The 26,776-nt window shown below is 41.8% G+C and carries 6 protein-coding genes; 4 read left to right on the forward strand and 2 right to left on the reverse strand.

Going from position 1 to position 26,776, the window contains the following annotated elements; translation table 11 throughout:
- Positions 1-121: 121 nt before the first annotated feature.
- The 4 genes from EPU_RS07065 (at position 122) to EPU_RS07080 (ending at position 24,949) form a co-directional block, all read left to right on the forward strand.
- A complete protein-coding gene (locus EPU_RS07065; protein WP_029488183.1) occupies positions 122-20,665 on the forward strand; it encodes an acyl-CoA dehydrogenase in 20,544 nt (6,847 codons plus the stop codon).
- A gap of 187 nt (positions 20,666-20,852) precedes the next feature.
- Positions 20,853-21,317 carry a MarR family winged helix-turn-helix transcriptional regulator gene (locus EPU_RS07070; protein ID WP_010168034.1) on the forward strand — a complete coding sequence of 155 codons (465 nt, stop codon included), beginning with the start codon at positions 20,853-20,855 and terminating at the stop codon, positions 21,315-21,317.
- Between the two features lie 21 nt (positions 21,318-21,338).
- A complete protein-coding gene (locus EPU_RS07075; RefSeq protein ID WP_029488184.1) occupies positions 21,339-23,084 on the forward strand; it encodes an ABC transporter ATP-binding protein in 1,746 nt (581 codons plus the stop codon).
- Positions 23,081-24,949, forward strand: coding sequence for an ABC transporter ATP-binding protein (locus tag EPU_RS07080; RefSeq protein WP_029488185.1), 1,869 nt, complete (start codon positions 23,081-23,083; stop codon positions 24,947-24,949). The genes EPU_RS07075 and EPU_RS07080 overlap by 4 nt, the downstream gene beginning before the upstream one ends.
- An 80-nt stretch (positions 24,950-25,029) precedes the next feature.
- On the opposite strand, the gene EPU_RS07085 is transcribed toward EPU_RS07080, so the two are convergent.
- Together EPU_RS07085 and EPU_RS13925 are read right to left on the reverse strand one after the other, a co-directional pair.
- On the reverse strand, positions 25,030-26,292 hold the full coding sequence (locus tag EPU_RS07085) for a hypothetical protein (RefSeq protein ID WP_029488186.1): 1,263 nt from the start codon (positions 26,290-26,292) through the stop codon (positions 25,030-25,032).
- A 211-nt stretch (positions 26,293-26,503) separates the two neighbouring features.
- A partial coding sequence (locus EPU_RS13925; protein ID WP_010168038.1) for a hypothetical protein occupies positions 26,504-26,776 on the reverse strand: 273 nt, incomplete at its 5' end.

The raw sequence follows: 26,776 nt of genomic DNA on the forward strand, positions 1-26,776 counted from the left end.
AGCGGGCGTTAAATGTCTTTATCGTAAAGTTGGCATATTTTAACCAAATCCGGCTTTACCGCAATCAAAGTTATAGTGAAAAAGTTTTTTGTAATGTTAAAAGAAAAAGGAGTACTATAATATGAACAAATTACAACGAAAGCTTGCCCTACTCATGGCAACTACATCGTTTACTTTAAATATTCCAGCATATTCTATGGAGTTTGATAACTTTTTAGATGATAGCTTGGGTATATTTGAAGAAATGATAGAACAAGAAGAATTGTTGGATGAAATATTTTATCCATATGGAGATGCAGACGTTTTTGATGAAAGTTTTGACAGTAGTTTCGACAGTAGTTTTGACGATAGTTTCGACGATAGTTTCGACGATAGTTTCGGCGATAGTTTTGACGATGTCTTTATAGATGAAACTATGAATAGTTACGAAGATTTCTTTGAACAAGAAGAGAAAGAAATAGAAGAAAATATTGAAGACTTTGAATTCGATGAAGAATCAACAGAAGAAAACGGTGGCATTGCGACAATGGTGCCAGACAGTTTTAAAGTTTCGGAGGATTCCCCCGATGAGTTTGCTATTAATTCGTTAACAGAAATATATGTAGACGGTCAACGGGTTGATGTAAGCGCGACTTACCCATATACAGCAGTTAGCACGAGAAAGACTATATATGCAGGAGAAGAATACATACTTCCAACAGTATCGCTTGATCCAGACGCATCGTTGCCTTTGTTTTCAAGAATTACTGAAAATGGAAAAGATATACAGGAAGAAGAGGGTGTATTAGCAATAAGCTCGAGCCGTGATGCCTTTACAAGGCTTAGAGCCGCTGAAGAGGAAATTACATATACGGTATCATACTATGCAAATGAAGGCGATTCTCAAGCAGTATACGAAGTGAATGTTATAACTAGTCCAAGTCTTGGGGTTCTAATAACAGATGGAAAATTCAAGGGTCAAATGATTACAACAGATACAACTCTGGATACTACATTGGATGCGGGTAATCTAAAAAGCAGCTACTTTATGATTGCAGCTACAGAAGTGATGAACCCTGTTCCGGAGGTTAAGAAAGTTGGTGACTCAAGTTGGAGTGGCACAATTGATACTATAGAAGATGCGGTGGGGCAATATACAATCACATATAAACATATAGATCCTGCGAATACAGATACATTAGTGATCACAGTAAATGTTACTTCACTAGAAAAGGGCGAACTGATTATTAATCTGACTGAGGACGCTAATCCTTCAATCGCTCTTAAGAACATCGATCAATATAAGTGGCCATATCCAAGTTTTGATTATGGTGATAATGCTTTGAATCATGATGATCCAGGGATTGCTTATGAAGTGACAGTAGAGAAAAAAGGCGCTTTGATGATAACCACTTTACCGTCAGGACCTGCTCCAGATAATGGTGCTGCTGCCATAGATGCTATAAAAGCTGGCGGTGCCGGGGATTACACATTCACCTATACCGCATCATACACAGATCCAGATACAAATGAAGTTGTCGACGCAAAACCGGTTACTCGCGATCTTAAGGTAACAGCAGATGGTGAAAAACCTGTGTTGGATAAAAATTCTATTTCTGCTGACTATACATCGAATATAGGAGACACGTTTCCTATTCCTCAGATTATCGCAACCGATGTTGATGGGGATGAGCTTGTAATTAAATATACAATTGGATCTACAGAAGTAGCTGACTTTGAATCACCAGGAGAGTTAGATTTAGAAACCGGTAGCACGTTCTCTTTTCTGCTACCCGGAAAATATACTATCACTTATGTAGCACATGAAACTAGAGAAGGCGGAATGGCTAGTGATCCAGTTGTGATCAACTTGACAGTGACAGCGATAGGCGCACCAACTCTGGATGTGATCAAATATCTCGAAGAAGTATCATACATGAGTGAAGCAGAATATGATCTCTCTAGTACCGCGCTATCAATTTTAGTAGATTCGAAACCAATTGCAAGCGATGCTGAAGGAATAACAATTTCCTATACCAATGCTGCGGGAGAAGATATTGCGAAGATCGATACTACGACACCTGGTGAATACATGTTGGTAGTTAATTATACGAATGACAAAAACATTCCAGCGGCGCCGGTGAAAAAACCTGTTACTGTATTAGAAAATCAGCCACCAACGTTTGATGACTATTCAGAGACTCCAAAATCTCCGTTCGCAGGAATCGCATATAATGTTCCAGCGCTAACAGCTGTGGACCCAGAAATGGTTGATCACTCTCAGGCAGCCACATATCCTGTGACTATCAAATATGTGGTTACAGAAGGAGGCGCTGCGCCAGACTTTACTAACGCAAAAGCTTTGACGGACCCATACACGTTTGCAGAAGCTGGAACGTATAAAATCGTATATCAAGCAACAGACTCGACTACATTTACGGCTTCCTCAACTAAGGAAATTCCTATAGAAGTTATCGAAAATGTTATGCCTACAATTACCATTTCTCATGGCTCAGTAAGCTATACTAGCGACTTTACCCTCGATCAAACTTTTGGAAATACGGCAGACTCTCTAAACAACTTGGTTGCATCCGCAACGGACGGAGAGGTTGATATTAATCCGTCAGAAATAACCTTGACGATTACGCAAACTATTAATGACGTCGGAGAAGCTGTGAATGAGGACATAGCTGATTTTGATGCGCTCATGAAAAAAGTAGGAACTTATACCGCAACTTGGTCGGTCGCAGATGTGGAAGACCCTAGCAAAAGCGCAACGCTAACAGCGACGATTAAAGTGATTGATGACAAGAAACCAGAAATTACTTATGACGGAGAGCTAACTCATGTGATTGAATTTGGCGGGTCATTTGATCTAAGCACACTTACTGTTACTGCGACTGATAATTATGATGGGGACGTAACACCTACTCGAACGGTGACAATGGGTGACCCACCAGTGGAAGTGTCAAGTACTACTCTTGATCAGCCAGGGACGTATACTATTACTTATACTGCAGTAGACAAGTCGAAAAATGAAGCGACGCTGGAAATTAGTGTATTGATAAAAGAGGACCCTGAGGTTAATGCACCTAAATTTTCAATAATTCTTAATGAAGGAGAAGAGAGCGAAAAAACTTTTACTGCCGATGGGCTAATCAACATGATCGCCGGAGAAGCTGCACCTAAATTGAAGGGCACATATACCACCAAAAATAATCCAGTACCACAAGTCGTTCCTGCTAAAATAACCGATTCTACCGATGCCGAAGTAACCGATCCTGACACAGCGTTGAAAAATCCTGGCACTTATAAATATACGTATGAAGTAAAATACGAGACAAGCGAGGAGCCACCTCAGACCAAAACTTCTTCTGTGGTGATAACCGTCGTGGTTGCGGCAAACGAGATGCCTATAGTTAGTGCAACATACAAGGGAGCAATACTCCAGAATCCAATTGAAATAAATATGGGAGATGCTGCGCCAGAAATTATTCTTAGCGCAACAGACGATGGAAAAGATGTAGATTTAACAGTGAACGCACCTACTATTTCTATAACAAAAGATGGAGCAGACTTTACAGGAGGAATCGACACTATTTCTAACGCGGCGGGTGAGTACGTTATCACCTATTCTGTTGCAGATAGTATAGACAATACACAAAGCGGTACGTTATCTGTGACAATAAAAGTTAATGGTGCACCAGTGATACACTATGATGGGGCAGAGGCAGGCGAAACGGTAGACGAATCCATTGCTCAAAACGGCGAATTAACAAAGTCGATCACAGCAGTCGACGCAGAAAATGATTCTATAACTTGGTCATTTGCTATCGAGGGCGAAGGCACATATACAACTCAAGAAGAACTGAACACTAAAATTAAGACACTTGCAGCTGGGGCTCATAAAATTGTTGTAACCGCAACAGACAATGCAGGTCTTTCAGATAAATTTACGATCAACCTCACTATTGCCGCGAATGTGGCACCAGTAATTTCTTATGATGGAGCAGATGTTGGAGATACAAAAGCGCTTTCGATTACAGCGGGCGGAACTTTAGCGGCGATTACTACTAATGAGGATGATGCAAAGTTGACTTTCAAAATCGGCGAAGAGGCAGCAGTTGATTATGATAAAACAGTATTTGATAACGCAATCAAGGCGTTGCCTGTTGGTACGCATACAATCGTGATCGTAGCGACTGATGCGCTTGATTCAATTTTAACCGATACTTTAACGATTACTTTAACTGTAGCTGCCGCGAATGTGGCACCAGTAATTTCTTATGATGGAGCAGATGTTGGAGATACAAAAGCGCTTTCGATTACAGCGGGCGGAACTTTAGCGGAGATTACTACTAATGAGACTGATGCAAAGCTGACTTTCAAAATCGGCGAAGGGGCAGCAGTTGATTATGATAAAACAGTATTTGATGAAGCGATCAAGGCGTTGACTGCAGGTGAGTATACAATCGTGATCGTAGCGACTGATGCGACTGAGCCAACTTTTACCGATACTTTAACGATTACTTTAACTGTAGCTGCCGCGAATGTGGCACCAGTAATTTCTTATGATGGAGCAGATGTTGGAGATACAAAAGAGCTTTCGATTATAGCGGGCGAAACTTTAGCGGAGATTACTACTAATGAGACTGATGCAAAGCTGACTTTCAAAATCGGCGAAGGGGCAGCAGTTGATTATGATAAACCAGTATTTGATGAAGCGATCAAGGCGTTGACTGCAGGTGAGCATACAATCGTGATCGTAGCGACTGATGCGCTTGAGCCAACTTTTACCGATACTTTAACGATTACTTTAACTGTAACCGCCGCGAATGTGGCACCAGTAATTTCTTATGATGGAGCAGATGTTGGAGATACAAAAGCGCTTTCGATTACAGCGGGCGAAACTTTAGCGGAGATTACTATTAATGAGACTGATGCAAAGTTGACTTTCAAAATCGGCGAAGGGGCAGCAGTTGATTATGATAAACCAGTATTTGATGAAGCGATCAAGGCGTTGACTGCTGGTACGCATACAATCGTGATCGTAGCGACTGATGCGCTTGAGCCAACTTTCACCGATACTTTAACGATTACTTTAACTGTAACTGCTGCGGCTGGTCCAGAATTTAAAGATGGCGGGGTAACAAAAACTGTTCAGGAAACTAAATTGAATGCAACTGTTATAACGGAAGCCGATTTGGCCGCGTTGCTATCTGATTCAACGGCTACAATTTCGGATTTTGCGCAAAAAGCTGCGTATGGATTAAATCCGGTATTTAATAGCGAAAGAGTAAATGTGATAACAACTACTTTTACAGCAACAAATGCGGGCGGCATTGCTAGCAATTTAACTTATATTCAGTACACTATTGTAGATCAGGAAGCGCCATCGTTTGGAATATTTAATTCATCGTCTAAAGATGCGATAGTTCATAGCCCTAAGGGTCGTGCATTCTTCCCATTTGCTGTAACCGATAAAACAGATGGAGTGCTGATAGATCAAACTAGTAGAACTTTAATAGACCCTACTGGAAATACTACAGTAGAATATACAGGACCAGTACTTCCGACAGAGAAGGTCAAGGCGAATGCATATGGCATTCACAAATACGTATATGAAGTAACAGATAGTGATAACAATTCTACAACCGCGACATTTTATGGTGTTATACATCCAAATAAAACTGAATATGAAGCAGGTCCGTCGATAACTGTAGACACTCTTGCACCTGAATATAAGACCGACGGTATAAATCTGGCAGTTCCGAAAAAAACGATAGAGCAATACGCACCTTATGTACCTGCTGTAGAAATCGCAGATGGAAGCACGTTGGAGATTACGATACTGAAATCTGAGCCTATTGAAGCTGGCTGGGAAGTGACTGTAGCAAAAGACAAAGTCACCAATGTAGATGCGGTAAAATCAATAGCAGAAACAGCTGGGGAATATGAAGTTGTATATATGGCAAAAAGTGGTAACGACGCAGGATTATATGCTCAACAGATAACAGTAACTGCGGGTGAGAATACTGCGCCAGTTTTGACCGTAACAAATGGAGAAAATAATTATACTTCAGATACAATAACAACTGTTATGCTAAACGAGCCGGCACCAACTCTTAGCGCAACGGCGACGGATAACGGAATCGATGTTACTGTGGCAGACCCTGTTGTTAAAAAAGGAGAAACCGTTTTACCTGGTGGGCTGGCTGATATCGATACGGCAGAAGTTGGAGAATATACTGTGACCTATTTTGTTGCGGATGGATTTGATCCTAGCCTCGATAAAACTATTGTAGTAACGATTAAAGTGATAGAATCGTTTGCGGGAGTTGACTTTATACGAGATGGCAATGCCGCAAATCAAGATGCCGGGATCGCATTATCTAAGGGCGACACATATACTGCACCAGAAGTGAAGTCTGTAGTTGACGGTGCAGCAGGAGAGGTATTAACTCCGGTAGTAGTTAAATTGACTGGAAAAGGTAATCAGGCAGAGGTGGATTCAAGTAAACATGGATCATACTCGCTGACGTATACACACCCAGGAGACTCGTCAAAAACTCTCGTGATTATAGTGGTAATCATGCCAGATGTAACTAATGAGAATCCACACTTTGAGGCAAATGAAAAAGCCTGGGATACGATAGGGTTCTCGGACAAAGCTACCAGTGTTTCACCAGGAATAACTGCCCTAGATGTAAAAGACGGAGATTTGTACTCGTTTAAGCCAGCAGAGGGAACAGGAGTATATATGACTGTATCGAAAGCTGGGGAGGAAATTGTTGCTCGCCAACATATCTACAAGGGAGCTAGTGGTATTGCAGTTGCGTTTAATAAAGGACCTGGTGCGTATGAGATATATTATGAACTGCTAGATTCTGATAGCAATATGGCAAGTTTGAATTATACGTTTGTGGCATCGCCGATAGCTAACAGTAACGATACCGTCGTGATTCCTGGAACTCCGCTATTTACTGTAGATGGTAGAGCGATTTCGACATGGCCACTAAAAGACACCACTGTACCGAGAGTTGATTTGGCGCAACATCAGCCGTATGCACAGAATATTACAATAACAGAAGGAGCAGACCCGGCGGCAGTAGTTGGTAGAGTATTTAAGCTGAATGGCGCTAACAATGTGGATAACGTATCGCCAACCGATATCGATTATAAATCGTTAAATGTTGAAGAGCCTGGAAGGTATTTCGTAATTCTCACCGCAGAGTCCGCTGGAGGACAGGGTGGCGTATACGCAGAGTTGGTGACAGTAACGGCAAATGAAAAGCCTGTTATTACACCGCCAACCGAGACAAAGCTTACTACAACTGTAGGAACAGTAATCACCTTACCAACTGTAAACGCGGAAGATCCTGAGGATGGCACTCTAACAGCTACTTCTACGATTTACGATGCCGATAACGCGATAGTTGCCGACGTTGCAAAGATGGTGGAAAAAGCTGGAATATACACCGTAAAATATATTGCAACTGACAATGTGGGAGGTGTATCTGACCCAGTTGAAATTACTGTTACAGTAACAGATCCTGCAAACGAAGCGCCGGTATTGGCTTTGAAAAATCCTGAAGATGCCAATGTAACTGCCACTGTAGGTGCAGTAGACTTTGCGTTACCAGAATTGAATGCAACAGACAAAGAGGACGATGCGGCAAGCAAACCGATTTCTGTAACTCATACAATCAAAGATTCCACGGATGCACCTATAGAAGATGTTGCGACAATGCTATCGAAAGTTGGAGTTTATAAAGTAACATTTGTAGCGACCGACTCCGAGAACGCTAAATCGAATGAAGTTGTAGTTACTGTAACTGTGTCAGAAGCGGTAGATACCGAAAAGCCTGTGATTACGTTTACATTTAGCGGATACAAGTATGGCAAAGAGGAAACACCAGGAGAGCCTCAGACATTTAGTAGCGCTGATACTTATCCTGATGGGGAAACTATGTTTACGATGGCTGAGAACATGACTCAAGGAGATATTATTACTGTTGTAACAAACGTCACAGACAATATCTCAGAAAATGTTCAACTGACCTGGGAAGTACACGAGAATAAAATTACTGAACCTCCGACGACTTTTGAAAATTTGGAAGATATCACCAAAAAGAAAGGCAATTACTTTGTAACTTTCACAGCAACTGATGAGGCCGGAAACGCTGCAGAAATGATTGTTAAGCTAACTGTGAAAGAATACATTCCGGCGGAGTTTGTCTATAACGGGCAATCGTATAAAGAAGTTAAAAATGATATAGAGCACAAATTGAAGGTAGGAGAGTCATACGCACCGACGATCGAAATTATTGAGGATTCACTAGACAACTTTACGTATTCTGTAGATAAGGTAGGTGGCGGTGAGATTTTGGCACCTACTACCGAAAAGAGCGACATTGCAAAGGCGATTGCTGATATCAACACTGCGTTGGGAACTCCAGTATTGGGAGAGAAGTTTACTGTGAAATTTGTAACAAAAGCGTACAATGTGCCAGACCAAACTTTTGATATAGCATTGGAATATGTGGCGGCTGATGTGGATACAAGTGTACCGCAAATTACTGTAAATGATGGAACTACTGCTCATATCAAAAACTTTGAGGTAGAGCTGGAAGTAGGAGAGACTATTCCAACGTTTACGGCAACAGCGATGGATGAAACAACTGATATTACCGCTGATATCCAAACTGCTGTGACGAAGAACGGCGAAGCATTTACAGCTGGAGTGGAAGGAATTACCAGCGCCGAAGTAGCGACGTATGTGATCACTTATACTGTAAGCGATGGAACTAATACGGGCACGCTAAAAGCGACGATTATTATTATACCTAAGAATGTGGCACCAGAAATTTCTTATGGCGGAGTACCGACTAATGAAACCATTGTAGTGATCGCAGAGGGCGTAACTATAAAGGAGATTACTACTAATGAGAATGATGCAAAGCTGACTTATTCTATAAACGGAGCTCCAGCTTTACCTCACACACAAACAGAATTTGATAACGCAATCAAGAAGTTGACTGCTGGTCAATATACGATCGTGATTACAGCGACTGATGCGCTTGATCCAACTTTAACCGATACTTTAACGATTAATTTAACTATAACTGCCGCGAATGTGGCACCAGAAATTTCTTATGATGGAGCAGATGCTGGAGATACAAAAGAGCTTTCGATTACAGCGGGCGAAACTTTAGCGGCGATTACTACTAATGAGAATGATGCAAAGCTGACTTATTCTATAGACGGAGCTCCAGCTTTACCTCATACACAAACAGAATTTGATAACGCAATCAAGAAGTTGACTGCTGGTCAGTATACGATCGTGATTACAGCAGCTGATGCGACTGATTCAACTTTAACCGATACTTTAACGATTACTTTAACTGTAACCGCCGCGAATGTGGCACCAGTAATTTCTTATGATGGAGCACCGACTGATACAATAATCGAAACTATCGAAGTGGGCGGAACGTTAAAGGCGATTACTACTAATGAGACTGATGCAAAGCTGACTTATTCTATAGACGGAGCTCCAGCTGTACCTCATACACCAGCAGAATTTGATAACGCAATCAAGGCGTTGCCTATTGGTCCGCATACGATCGTGATTACAGCAGCTGATGCGACTGAGCCAACTTTAACCGATACTTTAACGATTACTTTAACTGTAACCGCCGCGAACACTGCGCCAAAAATCACTCCGTTAGGTCAAAATAAATATACAGTACTTCTCAATGACGAATTATTTGTATTTCCAACTCCTATCGTAACTGATAAAGAAGACGATGCTGCAAATAAAGAGGTTGCCGTGACTCACGCAATTACAGATTCTGGCAATAATCCGATAACTAGTCTTGCTGATATGATTGCAGTGGAGGGCGTATATACTGTCGCTTATACAGCAACTGACTCTGCTGGTGCGACATCGGCTCCATATACAATTACTGTTGAAGTAGTTGCGGAAATGGCTGGCGCGATATTCTTTAATCCGGGAGAGCCTATGTATGAAATAGAGTCTGGTTCGGAATTTACTATACCAGATGTCACTGCGGTTGATGGGTATTTACAAAAGCCGCTTGAGGTGAAAAGAACAATCTTAAACAAGACCAATTCTATTATACGCGAAGATGCGCTCACCAATATTTCCGGAACATATAGAATAATTTATAGCGCGACATCTGCGTCTGGTGTACCGGGAACTTATACGATTACGGTGAACGTTACTGATGCGACAGCACCGGTGATTTTGTATAACGGAGTTGAACAAGCAAATCAGGCGTTGATCGCATTGACCGGGGAGAAGGCTTTGATCAAGGGATCGGTATATGCACCAGAAATTACCGTAACTGATGCGAATACTCCTGTACCTGCAATTAGATTTGATATATATCCAGGATTAATTGCTCCGGGCACGCCATCCGGAAGTTTGCCACCAAAATTTAAGGTAGAGGGAAAGGAAATCGATATTTCGGAAATTCCAAATCAAGTAGCGGGCGATTACACTGTTATTTACTCCGCTAATGACGTTATCAATTGGAGATCTATTTATATTCAGATTGAAGTTAAAGATGGGACTCCAGAAGCGGTAGAAAACGCGCCGATCATTACGATTAGAGATAAGAACGGCATTGTTAGAAGCGAGGACGAAGATACTGGAGGTACGAAGCCTTATAACCACGAAGTCGCGATGAATACCACTGTAGAAGAATTCCAGAAATTGGTACAATACTCCGCTACCAAATCAGATGCAGCAACACCGCTGGAGGTTATAGTTTCCAATATTACGCATGATAACAATACGCAATTTTCAACTATAGAGCAATTCTTAAATGTGCCAGGGTATTACACCGTTACTCTACAAGCTAAAGATGGTGACAAGGCGACGGTAAGACGCATTAATATTAGAATTGTGGACACCAGTGTTCCGATAATTAGTTATAAAGGAGAAGCAATACCAAATAAAGGGRCGCTTGATATTACGTTAAACCCAACAGAGAGATTTAATGCCRMCGATATTTCAATAACAGACAACTCGCTAAATGCTGGTGGATCGGGAGTTCATATTACGCCTCCGGGTGGTGCCGAATCGGCATTGATTAAGTTTAACGACAAAACTGCGGGTACAGGATTTGTAGATTCGCTAAATAAAGTTGGAGAGACCGTAGGAAAGTATAAGCTACGATTTGTGGCAAAAGATTGGCAGCAAGGTATTGCTCTGGGAATCGACAAAAGTGCAGAAGTGACCATCAATGTAGATGCGTTGGCAGTGGCACCAGGCGCGGATACCGAAAAACCAGTGATCGCGGCTCCGGCTAATGCTAAAATTGATGTGAATAAGGGCGATGAGTTTGAGATGCCTCCAGTGCCAGCTGTAACTGATAATAGCACAGACAGATTAACGGTTATAACTACGATTTATGATGTGACAGGATTGGAAACTGCGGAGATTGCCGAGTTGATGGCAATTGTTTTGACGGACGAAAATAAAATTGCGCTTGAAGAGGAAGGCGTGATTGTTGATGCGGTCGATACGTCTAAACTTAACGAGTACAAGATTCGTTATGATGCGGTAGACCAAGCAGGAAATAGAGCAGACCAGCAATCAGTGGCTGTTACAGTTGTAGAGAGCGAACCAGATACCGTATTTCCGAGTATCGACTTTACTGCAGGCAAATTTAGTCTAAACGCTCAAAGTGCGACTCCTACTACTGGCGCGTTTGAAATGACGGCTATGACTGCACCAGAGGTGTCGATTACTGTTACTGATAAGGCTACTATTGTGCCTACTGTTACGCTTGCTGGTGTAGCAATTACGGGGGCAACGGCTGCCGATATCGCGACGGCCCTAAAAGCTGAGCTTAATAAGTTGGCAGCGGCGGACACTGCGTATGTAATTGATATTAAAGCTTTTGATGGAACCAACGAAACGCAGATGATTATTAATGTAACTGTGAAAGCGGCAGTGGTGGTGGGTGCTCCAACATTTGCTAATGGCGAACTCGAGAAAGAGGATATCCATTTGAACTCTATCGATCCAAACGCTCCGTCGATAGAGGCAGCAGATCTGGCGGCCACTCTAAAGAGCATGCTTGATACTCAATTCGCAGAGGACCCGGACGTAACTGTTACTCCTGGAAAAGTTATGTGGGGATATAACAGTAAATTTTTAAATAACAAAGTTAATGTAGTACGCATTCCGTTTACGGCAACATTAGATGGAAAAGTAAATGATCTAGTTTATACACGCACATTGGCACTAAATCAGGAGGAGCCTGCGTTCTATATATTCAACACGACTGCAAAGGATAATATTTTGCCGATAGTAAAAGGTCAGGAATGGTATCCGTTTGCAGCAGCAGATAGGGAAGATGGAAGCTTAATTCCTTCTACCACAAGAACGCTAACCGGCCCTGATGGCAAAGTTATTGGCACTTACACAGGCTATAAAGATTCTGCAACTGAAGCAAAAGTTGATCAGTTTGGTTTGTATCAGCATAGACATGAGATAACAGATAGCGATGGGCATACAGAAGATGCGACGTTCTTTAGCATTGCGGTGCCGAAGGAAGATGATCCAAATAAATTGGAGATTACTGTGGATGGCAAAACTCCGACATATACTGCTCCAGATAAGCTAACTGTGGAGACGAGGACGCTTGCGCAATATACGCCGTTCATGCCTGAGGTGGTATATCCGTTTGTGAATAGTTCGGTTCAGACTATCGTGCTATCTACAACACCAGTAGGTCCAAATAGAGATGTAGAAGTAGTGACATTGAATGGTTCGATCGACGATGTTAAAACTRTTGCAAGGACCGCAGGAATCTTTACTATCGCATATATGACTATTGACAAGACTGACCCTACAAAAGCTGGGGCATATATCGAGGAAATAACAGTAACTGCGGGTGAAAATACTGCGCCAGTGTTAACTGTAACCGATGAAACTAAGTCTTATATCGAAGATTTTGAGTTGACATTTAAAATGTTAGACATCTTGCCGCTTATTCAAGCAACGGCAACAGACGAAGGAGTCGATATTGATGCATCTGGTCCTACAGTTAAGAAAGTGGGCGACAATGCTTGGACCGGAAGTATCGAGGATATAACAAATGCGGCAGGAACTTATACTTTAACCTTTGTTGCRGAAGATACTTTCGATTCTACATTAAATAAGACTATTGTAGGGACCATAAATGTAGTTACTGATGGACCAAAATTCGCAGATGGCTCGACTTTAAAGGAAGAAATTACCACCGACTTAGCTGCAGCGGCTCCAACTGAAGATCATATCAAAACTTTACTGGACGATACGAGTGCACAGATCTCTGATTGGAAACAATCGGCTTCACACGGAAGTATTCCTGTATCCAAAACTAGAGTAAACGTAATAACAACTACTTTTACGGCAACAAACGCTAAGGGTTCTCAGGCTTTGACGCATATTCACACTACTGCCCATGATCAAGCAGAGCCGTCCTTCGGAATCAACAACGTGGCAACAAAAGATATTATTACAATCAGTACCAAAGCTCGACCATTTTTCCCATTTGCGGCAACCGATAGAGAAGATGGAAGCTTGATCAGCAAAACGAAACGTACGCTTATTAACCCTGCAGGCGAAATTCAGGCAACATTTATGGGAGCAACTGGCGCCGATGATGACACAGGCAAGGCAGCGACATTTGGATTGCACCAGTATGTATATGAAGTTTCAGATAAAGATAGCAATGCGATTAAATCTACAGTGTATGTATTTACGACTCCTAACAAATCACAACAAGCAGAAAATCCAATCATTACAGTAGATGGCGCCGAAGCTGCATATACAAATGCTGAAGGCACCAAGATGGAGTTTAAAGCTGTAGAAACAACGAAAGGTAAAGCGTATACGCCGAATGTTGTTATTCCACCAGATGCTACATTAAAAATAGCAATATTAAAATCTGCAGGAGAAAAAGAGACACTCGATGTAACAATGGTAAACGGCGATGCGACAATCGACGATGTGAAGGCGCTTGCWAATGAAGAGGGCGTATATACGATTGGATATATGGCAGTGGATAACGCCAATCCAGAAAAAGCGGGAATGTTCTTACAGACGCTAACTGTGGCTCCAGCGGCGAACGCACCAGTGATTACTGTACCAGATATATTAGAATACGATGTCGCTCAGGGCGGAAAATTTGATATACCTGAATTGAAAGCTACCGATGTGGAAGACGGCGAAGTTACTGCAACATACAAAGTGAGCGTCAACGGAACTGAGACTGCTTTTGATACAGCTGCAGAAGTGGGGACTGTGTTTACGTTTACTTATACTGCAACAGACTCGGAGAACAATGTGTCCGAACCGGTTGTTATTACGGTAACCATCACAGAGGCAGTTGCCGAAGGAATTACATTTACGATKCCACCAGATGCGAAGCTTGAGTTTRACGTTGGCGAGGAGTTTGTGATTCCGGCTATTGTCGCAACAGATGAAAACGGAGTGAAATTAGATACGACGTATTCCATTATTAGAAGACAGGGCGGATTCCTTAATACTGATAACRCGTGGACAGAARCCACCGTGACTAGCTTGAGTGGTACGTATTCTGTAATATTCTTAGCAAGGGACGCATATGGAAATGAAGCGACAAAGGATGTTCAAATTAAAGTAGTGGATGATATCCCGCCGGTTATATATTACAACGGCGTAGATGCGGGAGATACGCAAACGCTAAATCTTAAGAAAAATGAAGCTTTGATTGTTAATGTAACTATGGTCGAGAACGCTGCAATGGCAAAACTTACCAGAATTGTTACCGATGAATCAAATACTATTATTAAGGATAACAAATTCCCTGACATTACAAAAACACCGGGAACGTATAAAGCTGTTTATACTGCAACAGACGGAGTTGCAACAGACACATTGACGATGACAATTGTAGTTTCAGAAGAAGCGGTAGATGCGACAGGGCTTCCGGTGATTACTGTAACAGATGAGCGAACTGGAAATCCGGTAGTAGCCGGAAAGCAAGTATTTAGGTTAATGACCGATACCCCAGAAACTCTGGATATTACTCACACAACAGATATCGAGGCAGATCTTCAAGTGGATTATACCGCGAGCATTGCCAACTTATCTCAAACTGTACCGCTAGAGGACATATTTAAAACTCCGGCTTATTACACAACAACTGTTAAAGCAACCAACAAGAATGACCCAACCAAATCATCTATGTTTATGTATACTACCGTTATTCAAGATAATCAAAAACCAGTATTTTATTTTGAAGACGTATTGCAAGATGATTTAGCAGAGGCTACTATCGAGCATGTAGTGGAGGCGACCGGAACTCTCGCACCAAACGTCGTACCGTATGATAATTCATTGCGAGCAGGAAAGGCGCCAGTGAAGATTGTGAGCACTATCGCTGGAGTTGAGACCCAAGTACTTCCGCATAAAGATGCCAGTGGAAATGATTTAGTGCTTGCTGCAACACAACAGCCATATCAATTAGATGACACAGGAGCTTCGGCAGGCAAAGTTTATACCGATGCTCAAATATGGGATATGGTTAAAGTGTTGGGTACGCAAGAAGGTACGCATAAGTTATCGTATTACGCATCTCAATGGCAAGGTTATTTACATGCAACTAGAGGCGACTATGCCGAGTTTTTCCTAACTGTAAATGTTGTCGCAACTCCAGATGAGATAGCTCCGATTATAGCTGATCCAGACCCGCTTAAATATGAAGTGGCTCAAGGGGGGGCATTCACTATGCCGCCAGTTCCTAGTGCAACTGATGATAGAGACGACGTAGTTACTGTTAACGTGGCGGTTATGGACCCAGATAACAAAATTAGTACTACTGTTGATACAAACAAAGTAGGCACGCATCGAATTATTTACTCCGCAAAAGATATTGCTGGAAATAAGGCCGAACCGAAGGAAGTAGAAGTAGTGGTTAAGGCTGTAGCGGATGACGAAAAGCCTGTGATTACGTTTACATTTAGCGGATACAAGTATGGCAAAGAGGAAACACCAGGAGAGCCTCAGACATTTAGTAGCGCTAATCCGTATCCTAACGGGGACACTATGTTTACGATGTTTGAGAGCATGACTCAAGGAGATATTATTACGGTTACAACAAACGTCACAGACAATATCTCAAAAGATGTTGAACTGACCTGGGAAGTAAGCGAGAATAAAATTACTGAACCTCCGATGACTCTTGAAAAATTGGAAGATATCACCAAAAAGAAAGGCAATTACTTTGTAACTTTCAGAGCAACTGATGATGCCGGAAATACTGCAGAAATGATTGTTAAGCTAACTGTGAAAGAATATGTTCCTGTAAAATTCGTATATAATGGAAAGACGTATAACGAGGTTACGAATGAAATAGAGCACAAGTTGAATGTAGGAATGCCATACGCACCGACGATCGAAATTATTGAAGATTCACTAAATCAATTTACGTATTCTGTAACTAAAGTAGGCGGCAGTGAGATTTTGGCACCTACTACTGGAAAGATGGCTGACCTTCCAAAGGCGATTACTGACATCAGCACTGCGTTGGAAGCTCCAGCAGTTGGAGATAAGTTTACTGTGAAATTTGTAACAGAGGCATACAATGTGCCAGACCAAACTTTTAATATAGCATTGGAATATGTGGCGGCTGGTGTGGATACAACTGTACCTCAAATAGCAGTAAACGATGGAACCACTGAGCATACTGACGACTTTACTGTGAAAGTGAAGAAAGACGGCGCAATTCCAACTCTTACGGCAACAGCTATGGACGGCACAGATAATGTTACTGCAGATATCAAAACTACTGTGACGAAGAACGGCGAAGCATTTACAGCTGGAGTAGCAGGAATCACTAGTGCGGAAGAAGCAACTTATGTAATAACTTATACTGTAAGCGATGGAACCAACAACGATACGTTGARCGTAACAATACATGTGGATGCCACGGGGCCAGTGATTACGTTTAAAGCAGAAGGACTGAAGCAAGGGGCTGGCAATGCGGCGACGTCGTTTGAATTTATATCAAATAAATTGGGAGAGAAGCCGAGTGCGGTATTTAATTTGGCAGACACATTCCCGTATACCATTACCGCAAAAGATGAAGTGGACGGAGCTGTAACTTATAAGTATGAAGTACACGATGAGAGAGGCGTTACCAAATTTGAGGATATGATGGCCGTTATGAATAAGGCAGGAAACTATCGAGTTACGATAACTTCAACAGACGAAGTTGGCAACGAAACTTCTATGGCAGTGATGTTGTATTCACAAGAATTTGAGAAGGCAGAAGTTTCCTACGGTGGAGCGGCGATGGCAGCGGGAGATACTAAGAGCGTAACGATCGCGCCTGCAGATGTGGGTGCGTACAATCCAACTTTATCTGTATCGGATGGAGCTTTGAGATGGGCAAAATATTCGATAACTAAAAATGGTACAGAGATAACTCCGGTAACGACGATGCCACAAGCAACTGTKGGGGATGAAATAGTCGCAAATACAACCGACGCAGTAGCGGCAATCAAAGCTGCAGTAGCGGGATCAAAAAATGGGGATCAAATTGTGGTGAATTTAGAAGTTGTGGAYTGGTTCTTATATACTGATAAAGCACCTGCAAAATACACGATCAACATTTCGATAGGTACAGAAGTAGATGTAACTAAACCAACGATAGCTCTCAACGAGAATACTGCCGACTACATGATCTACAAGTATAAAGGTCAGGGATTAACTCAGGGAGTTGTTGCCACCGACAATGTGGATGGCGATTTAACAGCAGATAAATTTAAGGGAGAAGACGCCGGAATCTATAGAAATGTTAAGATTAATGGCGAAGCACTAGCAGAAGAGAAAGTATCGAAAGCAGATTTGGCGGCTAAGTATAACTACGATGAAGTTGGTGTTTATGAATTTGGATATACCGCAAAGGACAGCTCCGCAAATGAGGCAACAATTAACACACTAGCAATCGTCAGCCCTGCAGCTGGGGACAGCGCACCTGCAATCACTGTGGGTGGCAAAACTCCGACGTATCCGATTACAAAAGCTGTAGCGCTTCCAGAGGTAGAAGCTGGAAAAGTGTTCACGCCACCTGCAATAGAAACTACCGGGTTGTTGAAGATATATGTGATAAAAAATAACGAAGTGATTAATTATAACATCACAAATACAGAGTTAGGCGACCTTGCCAAAACAGCAGGAGAATACACGATTGTGTATACGGCAAAAGACGCAACGGGAACAGCGATGTATGTACATTCATTGAAAGTAACCGGAGACGTTTTACCGCCGGTAGATCCGATTCCTCCAACAACCGATAAAGAAGCTCCGACTGTCAACTTTACAGATTATAAAGGAACAATCGTGACGAATGTCAACCAAAATCAGACAGTACAAGTGGGTGGATCGGTATCATTACCACAAGGATATAAAGCAACAGACAAAGTGGATGGAAACGTACCGGTAAAAGTGAAAGCGACACGAGAGTATAATGGCTTAACAATGCCATATTTAGGAGAACTCAAAAATATTGCGAGATACATGGGCAACTACGAAATAGTTTATAGCGCAGTGGATAAGGCAGGAAACGAAGCCGTTCCGAAAGTGATCACCATTGCAGTTATCGATACGCTAGCTCCGCAATTTGGATATACCGGAGAGACAACATTTGAAATAGAAGCGGGATCAGATTTCATAGTTCCTGATATTAAAACAGCAACAGATAATAAAGATGGTACAGTTAAAGTAGTYAGAACGATTACCAAAAATGGTAGTGCCTACAACGGAGATTTCGAAGAGATCACCAAAACTGCTGGAAAATATGTAATAACGCATAACGCAGTGGACTCTGTGGGCAATATCGCGCCACCGCTAGTTCTAACGATAGACGTAAAAGCTGCAGTGGTTCCGGTTACAGATACGACGCCACCAGTAATTACAGTAAACGATTCTAAAGGAGGAAAAACGCTTTCGTCAACAACGAACGCATGGACGACAACGCCAGTAGGAACTCCGAATAAGCCAGCAGAAATGTCGCCTGGAATTAGCGGAAGCGATGGCAAAATGTATTATCCTCCTGTTGCGAAAAATAATGTAGCACGAAATTTCTTCGAAAACTTAGATTTAGAATTTGCGGCGGTGGATGAAAAAGACGGCGAAGTGGAAGTGAAATTTGCGGGGATATCAAACTGGGGCTGGAACAGTACTGGAGGAAAATATACTGCAACTCCTAGAACCCTCGATACCATTATGAACTTCTCAGGAACGTATAGTCTTTATTATACAGCGACCGACGAGGCCGGCAATGTGGCCATGATAGAAATCATACTGGCGGTTAACGATAACGTTGCTCCGGCAATTTACTATAACGAACGATTAACCAATGAAGGAGAGATTGTGGAACTTAGTCATTTTGTAGGTGATAAATTGGATATTACAGTTAGAGCTATGGACCCATTAGGCGGATTRAGAACAGACAGAGACGACAGCGACCCGGCTTGGAATGGTAACGACGGATTTAGAGCAACARTTACGAAAAACGGCGAAGCATTTGGACTCGGAGTRAATGGCATTACGAGAGAACCGGGCACTTATTTAATTACGTACCAAGCGCAAGAYTGGTACCAAATGACAACATTCTTTGTACGCATAGCAGTAGAAGAGAAGTTACCGGAAGCAAATGGCAACTTTACAAACAAGATTGCKGTRAACAATAARTTAATGAAAGCATTAGCAAACGAATTCTATTTGGGATCTACACCAGAAAAGCATATGAACGATGACGGATTTGTAGATGGAGACAAAATAAAGGCACARTTTAACGAAATGGACAAAGAATTGAGCTTGCCTGGATATGGCATCAAAGAAGTTGAAGGATTAAATGCACTAACAAATACAGRYGAATATATTTTCGAAGGTCTAACAGTTTTGGATCTAGCATTTAATGAGCTACGCAATATTACAGAATTTGATAGYGTAGCGGACACAGTTTCGGAGCTATATATCAACGACAACAATATACAAGTACTAGATTTATCAGCGTATACGTCATTACTAAGACCTGGGAAAACACCGAAGATAGATATATCAAACAACCCTATTACAATAATTCGCTGGCCAGACGTGGCATCATCAAGAAGTGCGGTGAGTGCAATATCGGGAGAACCGGAARATTTTGGAATTGTAATAGATACTTTGGATCTATCAGGAACCAACATCGGCGAGACGGTATCATATGCAAGAACAACAAGYATGGCRCCATTGACACGCGAAGATGTTGTACCAACTTTTATAGCAACTGGACTAGAAAACTTGATCTTAGCAAATATGGAATATCTAAATACATTAGCAGGACTATATCGATTCGAAAATTTGAAAGCAATAACGATCGATGCGAAACTACTGTTAAATAATGCAAATGTCGAGATGCTTGCAGCGGTGGAAGGTTTGGATATTACTGTCGTGAATATAGCGGACTTAGATGAGGCAGAYATCGAGAAGGTAAATGATATAATCGATCAATTGGCATCAGGCGAGGCGCGCAATCGATTCTCAAAAGGTRCGGATACTGAAAATACGGCCATTGCGAAGAAAACTTTTATTAACACAGCTTGGAGTAACATTAAAAATTGGTTCAAATCTTAATTAACASACTGACTTCTTCTTCGGGAGAAGTCTTTTTTTTATGTGCAAAGAGCTAGTACCGCTGCAAAGCTTTGGCTAAAAGGTGCTGTAAGTGTAAAACATGGCAAAATGGTATTGACTAATGGGGTTTATTAAATTATACTTAACACAGTTAGTGATAAACAGGGTTAGCTAAAGGAGGAAAACTATGGCTACAGAACAAGAAATAGCACACGTACATAAACTCATGCATGAGAATCATCCGAAAGTAGTTTTTGATAAAATGAAAAGTGATTCTGAAGGTGCCTTCGCGGTGTTGAGATTTTTAAATAGATCGGGAGRAAACGTCAGATCCAAAGACATCAGCCAGGTGTTGCACGTTAGCACGGCGAGAATGACGGTTATCTTGCGAAAGTTATATGATAAAAAGCTGATCACCAAGGTGCAAAATGTAAAGGACGGCCGATCTAGCTTGATTGCATTAACCGATGAAGGCCGAAGCACGATAAATAAGTTGCATCAGCAAATGGACCAAACGATAGGCAAAATAATCGATGAAGTTGGTATGGCAGAGGTGGAGAAAGTCTTTTATGTTTTGGGCAGAATGCGAGAGCTAAATCAAGAGCAAGAACAAGAGATTTTGAATGTTTGCACTGCTTCTGATAAAGCATAAAATTATAAATGGAGGGAAATCATGCAAAAAATTTTAAAGGAATTGAGACCAAAGGATTGGGGATTTATAGCAATTGTATTTGTCCTGACTTGCGTTCAGATTTGGTTAGACCTAAAAATTCCGGAGTACATGTCTGGGATCACGATGTTGGTTCAAACCGAGGGAAGCGCCATGGGGGAGATTTTGCTCATGGGATTATTAATGCTACTATGCTCGTTTGGGGGCCTGATACTTGCAGYGKCYRTTTCCGTTGTCGCATCATACATATCTGCAACGTTTTCGTTTAATGTACGCGGGAAAATTTTTAATAAGGTTATGTCCTTTTCGATGAAGGAAATCAATGAATTCTCRGCAGCGAGTCTTATAACCAGAACTACTAATGACATTACGCAAGTTCAGATGTTTGTTGTAATGGGTATGCAAGCTCTTATCCGTGCGCCGCTTATGGCTGGGTGGGCTATATACAAGATTGCGGGGAACAATACGGTTTGGACAGTTGCGACTGTTGTTGCGGTATTTATACTATTGCTTATAGTAGGAAAATGTATTCAGCTTGCGGTACCAAAGTTTACACAATTACAGGAGCTTACCGATGGGATCAACCGCGTAACGAAAGAAAACATCGATGGGCTTAGCGTAATTAGAGCGTATAATGCCGAAAGCCATCAGCAAGCAAAATTTAAAATTGCCAACGATAAATTAACAGACGTAAATATTTATACAACAAGAGTGATGTCAATATTGAAGCCAACAGTTCAAGGGACTAGTAACTTTTTGGTATTGGCGATATATTTCTTAGGAGCGGTGATGATCAATGCTGCAATGGGGATGGATAAAATGGTTCTGTTTTCTGACATGGTAGTATTTTCCTCTTACGCAATACAAGTGATAATGTCGTTTATGGTGCTGGTAATGGTCTTTATGATGTTACCAAGAGCGAGCGTTTCTGCCAAGAGGATAGCGGAGGTTTTAAATACAGATGCGTCGATAGTTTCTGGAACTGTGGAAGAAGGAGAAAAAGATAAAGAGGGCGAGATCGAGTTTAAAAACGTAAGYTTTCAGTATGGCAACGGGCAAGACTACGTGCTAAAAGATATCAGTTTTACAGCRAAGGCGGGAGAAACGGTTGCGTTTATTGGCTCTACTGGTTGTGGAAAAAGCACGCTRGTCAATTTGGTRCCAAGATTTTACGATGTTAGCGACGGGGAAGTTTTGGTAAATGGGGTTGATGTACGCAACTATCAGAAGAAGGCATTAAATAATTTGATTGGATATGTATCGCAAAAGGCAATACTGTTTTCGGGAACCATTTCTGAAAATGTCAGCTATGGGGGTGAATTTGATCAAGATGCATTAGCAGATGCGGTAGAAATAGCACAAGCAAAAGATTTTGTGGCGGCCCTCGAAGATGCGCACAACGGTAGGGTATCGCAAGGTGGCTCAAATTTCTCTGGTGGGCAAAAGCAAAGACTGTCAATCGCACGTGCAATATATAAGAAACCACCGATTCTRATTTTTGACGACTCATTTAGCGCACTAGACTATAAGACGGATCGCGTCCTTAGAAATGCATTAGAGCAAACGTGCAAAGGTGCGACCAGGCTAATTGTTGGGCAGCGAATTGGCACAATCCGAGACTGCGATAAAATTATCGTTTTAGACGATGGAGCGATCGCTGGAATGGGCACACATTCCCAACTTTTGGAAACTTGCGAAGTATATAAGCAAATAGCGCTATCACAGTTGTCAGAGGAGGAATTAGCATGAAAAAAGAGGARTATGAATTTGGAGCATATAAGMATCAAGGCGGTGGCGGGGTTCCCGGCCCAGGCGGTGGCGGCGGAAAAGGCCCCGGAAGAGGATTTTCACATGGAGAAAAGCCCMAAAATTTTAAAGCAATCACAATAAAAATAYTSGATTATATGAGTTCGTATAAATGGATTTTGCTCATTGCGATAGGCTTCTCATTTATCGCATCTGTCCTTACGGTGTTTGGGCCGCAAGTTCTCTCGAGAGTTACGGATGCCATCTCAGAAGGGATGAATACCACGATAGACATGGGAAAAATCTTGGGCTTATGCGGTTCACTTGCACTGATTTATGTGATAAATTACGTATTGTCGGTCTGGCAAGGATTTATGCTAGCAGACACGATGCAGAGAGCGGCACAAAACTTACGCAAGGACATTGCAGCGAAAATAAATAAACTACCGATGAAATATTTTTTTAAGACAACTAAGGGCGATGTATTATCGAGGGTAACCAACGATGTCGATACAATAGGGCGTTCGCTCTCCAATTCAATTGGAGCATTTATAAGTGCAGTAACGCTATTTGTGGGGGCAATCATAATGATGGTGCTGACAAATATACTGTTAGCGATAGTGGCGATCTTATCAGCAACAATCGGTTTTGTATTCATGAAAAAAGTAATGAAGATATCGCAGCAACATTTTAGAAATCAACAAAAAACTTTGGGGATGCTAAACGGACATATCGAAGAAATGTTCGCAGGACACACAGTCGTAAGAGCATACAATGGCGAGACAGAAGCAGTGAGAATATTTGATGAATATAACACCACTTTAAAAACAACAGCGTTTACGGCGCAAGCACTTTCGGGGTTGATGCTACCGGTAATGGGATTTATTGGAAACTTAGGATACGTATGCGTATGTGTAACAGGAGCGCTTATGGCGTCAGCGGACATGATAAGTTTTGGAGTAATAGTAGCCTTTATGCTATACATAAGATTATTTACGCAACCGCTAAATCAGATGGCCCAGTCGATGCAAAACCTTCAATCGGGGGCAGCGGCGGCAGAGAGGGTATTTGCCTTTTTGGAAGAGGAGGAGTTAGAAAAGGAAACAGATAAAACAGCGACCGTGGAAGAGCAAGCACAAGGCGAAGTAGAATTTAGAAATGTAGAATTTGGTTACCTACCAGAAAAGACAATCATCCACGACTTTAGCTTTACCGCAAAGCCGGGGAGAAAAATAGCAATAGTAGGGCCAACTGGTGCCGGCAAAACGACGATTGTAAATTTGCTAATGAGATTTTATGAAATAAACAAAGGCGAAATTCTCATCGATGGTATAAGCATCCAGGATTTGAAGCGAGAAGATGTGCATTCGCAATTTTGTATGGTGCTTCAAGACACATGGCTGTTTGAGGGAACTTTGAGAGAAAACTTAGTCTATACAACAGAAGGAGTAACAGAAGAAGATCTAAAAAAAGCAATCAAAGCGGTGGGGCTATATCACTTTGTTAAAACGCTACCGCAAGGTTATAACACAATCTTAAACGACCACATCAACCTATCAGAGGGACAAAAGCAGCAAATCACAATAGCAAGAGCGATACTAGCCGACCGAAAGATGTTGATATTAGATGAGGCGACATCGTCAGTGGATACAAGAACGGAGCAAATAATTCAATCGGCGATGGACGAATTGATGAAGGGGCGCACCAGCTTTGTAATAGCGCATAGGCTTTCGACAATAAAGAATGCAGATACAATATTGGTGGTAAAAGATGGAGATATAATAGAGCAAGGGAATCACGAAGAGCTTTTAATACAAAACGGTTTCTATGCAGATCTATATAATTCGCAATTCGATAAGACAGCATAAAAAAATAACGACGAGACTTCTTAGGGGGGTCTCGTTTTTGTTGGAGTAAAAAAGACCCCTAACTGGAGAGGTCTCAAAACTTAAATATTGTTTACTGTATGTGTAAAAGTCTTTATATCGCCATTGGTCAAATACACCTCGGCTGCCCAAACGTCGCCAGTTTTTGTCATGACGCCGCCCTGCTGCCAATTGCATTTGAAATTCATGGTAAAACTTTCGTCATAGCAAATATAAACAAGTACACCGTTTTCATAAAATTTCACATAATCGATTTTCTCGGGATACAGCGAGGCGATGCGAGGGAATCGCATTCCATTGTTGTGGATRTGATCCTCTAGCCCCTGAAAATAAATTTGCTCATCTTCTGGTATCTCAGATTGCGCAATGCCCAACATTTGAGCCATACGAAAAGCAAAAAATTGGTCCTCACCCTTTGTGATCTCCCAATATGTCGGCACCTCCTGCTTGGTCATATTGTTATAATAGCCCCACGAAACGCTTTCCTCTTCGCACACAGTTAGCTGACCGATTGCCTGCGAATCTTCATTAATGAGAATTGGCTTATCGGGAGCGTATTTCTTAGCCAATTTAATATGGTTATATAATCGAGATCTCGATTCGCCGTTGCCATGAATTATGACTACATCGCTAGCCTTACACACCTCCTCATTTGTAAAGCCGCCCCCTCCACTGCAACCAACGGGGATGCCGTCACTGTAGAGTTTTGCCAGATGCAACAAAGCAACCATTCCCTGAGATTCATGAATAATAGGCATCTTCACAAAGYCGTTAATATTAAACTCGTTAGCRATTTCTATGATGATATTTTTATATCCTGTTGCCGCCAAAAACTTGGTCATATTTGTTACAATATTAATTACCGCCTGCGCTCCGTTAAGCTCCGTAATATTAGCCGCATAGAAATAGCTTACAATGACAATAATTCCCAGCTCATCACAAGCCTCAATAATACGCATCAACCTATCTAAATACGCCTGATCAGTCGACGATCCATCCGCAGAATATGGATTATTTTTGAGATCTCCACCTGCAATAGTAAAGCAATTTCCGCCACCTTGAAGACCTACCGTAATAGCCCGAAGACCTTTTTCGTACCATGCCGGTAGAGCTGCAATAAGCTCGTCCGTATTAGTATTAGCGTCGAACGCCTTACCATATCGATTAAACAGATGGCGGTTTTCGCTATCAAAAACACCTTGAATAAACCTTGCATTCATCAAGGTGCCGAGCATCTTTTCGTTAACATCAGAAATATCGCTATAAACTAATGCTTCATTAATAAAAAATTTCTGGCCCTGAATAGATAAAATTGTTTTGCCCACAGCCACTACTCCTTGCGTATAAAAAACTCCCATAAATATTATGGTGTAGAATTCATCATAGCATAATATTTTTGCAATAGCAACCCCGCCCGATGCGCCAGCCGATTTATCTGCGATTTATCTGCGATTTATCTGCGATTTATCTGCGACGTAAAAAAAAACTCCATCAGCTGGTGTAGCCAAAGGAGCGAAATAGTTAATTGCAGAGTCGCTATTCATTGTCGTTTTCTATTACAACTTCCACTTCTATCTCCGGTACAAGCTCAGTTATTACCGGCGTGGCTACTACTGGCGCATCGGTGAGAGGCAACGTTACTGGAGTCCCCGCATGATCAGCATCGGTGAGAGGCAGAGTTACTGGAGTTCCGGCATGATCGTCATCAGTGAGAGGCAGAGTTACTGGAGTCCCCGCATGATCATCATCAGTGAGAGGCAACGTTACTGGAGTCCCCGCATGATCGGCATCGGTGAGAGGTAAAGTTAC

Origin of the sequence: Candidatus Epulonipiscium viviparus (genome assembly GCF_000171335.1) — a bacterium.
Classification (GTDB): domain Bacteria; phylum Bacillota; class Clostridia; order Lachnospirales; family Cellulosilyticaceae; genus Epulonipiscioides; species Epulonipiscioides viviparus.